Annotated in this window: 2 protein-coding genes; both read left to right on the plus strand. The window is 41.7% G+C overall.

Annotation, left to right across the window (positions count from 1 at the left end):
- On the plus strand, nucleotides 1-3,108 hold a 3,108-nt coding region (locus tag ASV53_RS23170; RefSeq protein ID WP_141226300.1), incomplete at its 5' end, for an EAL domain-containing protein.
- 76 nt (nucleotides 3,109-3,184) lie between these two features.
- Nucleotides 3,185-3,529, plus strand: coding sequence for a hypothetical protein (locus ASV53_RS23175; RefSeq protein ID WP_062690502.1), 345 nt, complete (start codon nucleotides 3,185-3,187; stop codon nucleotides 3,527-3,529).
- Nucleotides 3,530-3,756: the final 227 nt, after the last annotated feature.

Consider the following 3,756-nt stretch of genomic DNA (forward strand, 5'->3'; position numbering starts at 1 on the left):
CCCTTGATTGTTGTTACCACAACAATCACTCTTTATATTTACAACGAAGATATAAAGCAGCTTAAGCAAGGGATAAAAGATCGAGAATTAGGTCGGCAACAGTCTTCCATGCAAATGACGCAGTTGCACTTCAGTCCAATTGTTGACGATTTACAGCTGCTTGCGCTTAAAATCAAAGAACTCAATATAAAAAAAACACTATCTGCGGATGAACACCGGATCATCACAGATGATTTCAAGCGTATTATCACTACCCGTAATTTTTACGACCAAGTCCGCCTACTAGACAGCCAAGGCCAAGAAATTATTCGAGTCAACAATAATGAAGGCCAAGCACTCGCCTTACCCGCATCAGAATTACAAGATAAAAGTGAGCGGCCTTACGTTCAGAAAGCACTCCAGTCGCCACCAGATAGTTTATATACCTCTCAGTTTGACCTAAACGTAGAGAACGGAATCATTGAGTCCCCCAAAAAGCCCACACTACGTTTCATCACTCGTATATCTATCAATGGTTATGATTGGCTGGTTTCTCTTAACTACCTTGGCTTAACCTACCTATCGCACATACAAAAAGAGTACAACTGGAAAAATAGTGAGCGTTGGTTAGTGAATGGTAACGGCAACTGGTTGCTAGGTCCGAATGAATCTACGTCATGGCTCTTCATGGAGCAATTAGCCAAAGAGCAAGACTTCAACACTCAATACCCTACGCTGTGGAAAAGAATTTTAACCCACAAGCAAGGACAGATTATTATTGGGGACTACCTTTATACTTATTCGCGTTTTTTCTCTAATAACACTAACAATCAGGATGGTCTTTACACCTTACCTTTCGGTGGGACAGATCTGCCTTGGACGCTCATTTCCAAAGTAAATATTAACCAAGCTGTGACGATGATTTCCTTTACACCGGATCGAATCATCAAGTTTGCACTTACAGGTTTTTTAATTGTTGCTTTATTATCAGGGTGTCTCGTCATGGCTTGGCACCTCGCCCGCCGCTTGCAACAAGAGAGAGAATTAAAACAACGATCTGAGGATCAGGCCCACCAATATGAAACCCTCGTCAGAAATACACCCAATGGCCTGATCACCCTTGATTATGAGCAACATATTACCAAAATTAACCCCGCAGCCGCTCAGATGCTTCAAGTCGCCAGTGAAGATGTCGTCGGTAAGCCAATCAGTAGCCTTGAGCTAGGTGTTAAAGCCCAAAAACAAGTCACGAGCTTAATTAATAAAATCAAGCAATCAGCAGGCATGGGCAGCCAAGCGCCAGTTAAATCACAATTAAAGCTCTCTGCAACCAGAAAACAACACCTCGAAATCATCGGCGTAGAAACCCAATACAGTAATAGTAGAGAGATTTTGCTGGCTATCCGTGATGTAACTTCTTGGGTTAAACGCGAGTTGAAACTCAAAAGCTTATCACGAGCACTTGAACAGAGTGACGACACCGTACTGATCACCGATTGCCGCGGCATTATTGAATACGTTAATCATTCGTTTGAAGAGCTTTCAGGCATGCGAGCAAAAGAATTAATTGGCTCACAATCGGAACCACTACTTAAGAGTGCCTTAGATTCACTCTATGATGTTCGTAGCATTCAAAGCCAGCTTAAAACAGGTCAAACCGTTCACCGCGTAGTGTCTAGAGAACATGGTGAAACAACACTATATGAAGAGAAAACCATCTCTCCGATTCGTAATGAAAGAGGAAAAATCAGCCATTACATATCAACAGGTAAAGATATTACAGAACGTGTACTTTTTGAAAGCCAGCTTCATAAACTTGCTCATTATGATGCTCTTACAAGCTTGCCAAACCGCACGCTTTTCTATCAGCAATTAGAAAGTGCGGAGCAACAAGCCCGTATTACAGATGAGCCACTTGCGCTTATTAACATTAACATTGACCTTGATTTGTTTAAGCAGGTTAATGATTCGCTGGGGTATGATTTAAGTGATCAAGTGCTAATTATTGTGGCAAAACGGATCCGAAGTGCATTGCGAGACAACGATATACTGGCTCGCTTAGACGGCGATGAGTTCTCTATCCTAATCAAGTCACAAGTCACACCTGAAAATATAGCGCAACTGGCGAGCAGACTCTTAAGTACCATTAGCAGTTTAATATCAATAAACAGCCAAGAACTATGGTTAAGTGCCAGTATTGGTATTGCGCTATATCCTGAAGATGCAAAAACTCACGATAGTCTCATTAAACGTGCAGATATAGCCCTGTCGCGTGCAAAACAAGATGGTCGTAATCAAGCGAAGTTCTTTACCCAACAAATGGCCGTTGATAGCAACAAACTACTGAATCTAGAAAATGAGCTACGCAGAACGCTTGGGACTTCTCGCTATACCCTGTTCTATCAACCAAAGGTATTAGCGGGCAGCCATGAACTATGCGGTATTGAAGCACTATTACGGTGGACCGACGATTCTGGGAAAATTCAGCCCCCAAATGAAGTAATCCCAATTCTAGAAAGTTCCGGTTTGATCATTGATGTCGGCGAGCAACTTATCTATGAATCCTGTATACAACTTAAGAAGTGGCAAGATAACGGCCATTACTTTAACTACGCTTTAAATATTTCAGCACGCCAACTATTAAACTCTAATATTGTCGATACTATGCATAAAGCCATCACCGAATCTGGCTGCGACCCACATTATTTAGAGATAGAAATAACAGAAAGCGTCGTTATGTCAGATGTACGCTCCGCCTTTGATAAACTGGTGAAGCTTCAAGCATTAGGATTACGTATAGCGATTGATGATTTTGGTACGGGGTATTCGTCGCTCGCCTATCTCAGCCGTTTCCCTATACATATCCTAAAAGTCGACCGTGAGTTTGTAAAAGAGCTGCCTATGAATAAAGACAGCATCACGATCACACGATCCATCATCGAGCTGGCCCATAACCTCAACATTGAAGTGGTTGCTGAAGGCGTTGAAAACATTGACCAGGTAAAATTTTTGGAAACCATAGGTGTAGAAGAATTCCAAGGCTTCTATTTTGGTAAGCCTATGCCGCTAGCCGATTTTGAACGAACATGGCTAAATGTTTCTCAAATGGAAGATAGCAGCATTAGTTAGCGACATAACCTAGAGGTTAAGTCAAAAAACGATTAAGATAAAAGTGTCAACGATTAACAGGCATTCTGGAATACCTATGAGCTTTAGCGATTATTTAGATGACTTCATTAAGCAGCGTGACCAAAAAGGCACAGCAGCCCCCTCTTCTAACCGCGCTGCTTTTCGTCAACAACAGGTCGTTGCGGACGCAACTAGCCAAAGTATCGCGCGAGAAGCGCTAGCAAAATCTCAAGAAGATGCATTTACCCGCTCATCTATTGAAACGAAAGAAGATCACTATCGAGTAAATGGTCGCTGTGTTACTCAGGATGAAGCTCAGGCTATTGCACAACTACGTGTTCAGCCTAAACCCGTAAACACAGATCGTATTGCCTACATCAAGCAGCTTCGCAAAGAACTCCACTTAAAAAAGCGTAGTTAGCGCAATATTTACTGCTTTAATGTATTTCCACCTTAAAGACCACGTTCGCGTGGTTTTTTTATCTCTATCCATCTTTTTCTTTCTATGTTTAGAATTCTTCAATTGCTACATTCACCGCCACCCCTGCGCAAACGTTTGCCATGCTTAGTTAGAGGCGTATTTTCGCATCAACACTCACGATGAAATTTATTCATTAAATAGATTTGCTCATAAAACAAACTATTTAA

The sequence above is a fragment of the Photobacterium sanguinicancri genome (assembly GCF_002265265.1).
GTDB classification, from domain to species: domain Bacteria; phylum Pseudomonadota; class Gammaproteobacteria; order Enterobacterales; family Vibrionaceae; genus Photobacterium; species Photobacterium sanguinicancri.

Coding starts and splice junctions, on each gene's coding strand:
- ASV53_RS23175 (WP_062690502.1), top strand. CDS start 3,185: ATGAGCTTTAGCGATTATTTAGATGACTTCATTAAGCAGCGTGACCAA.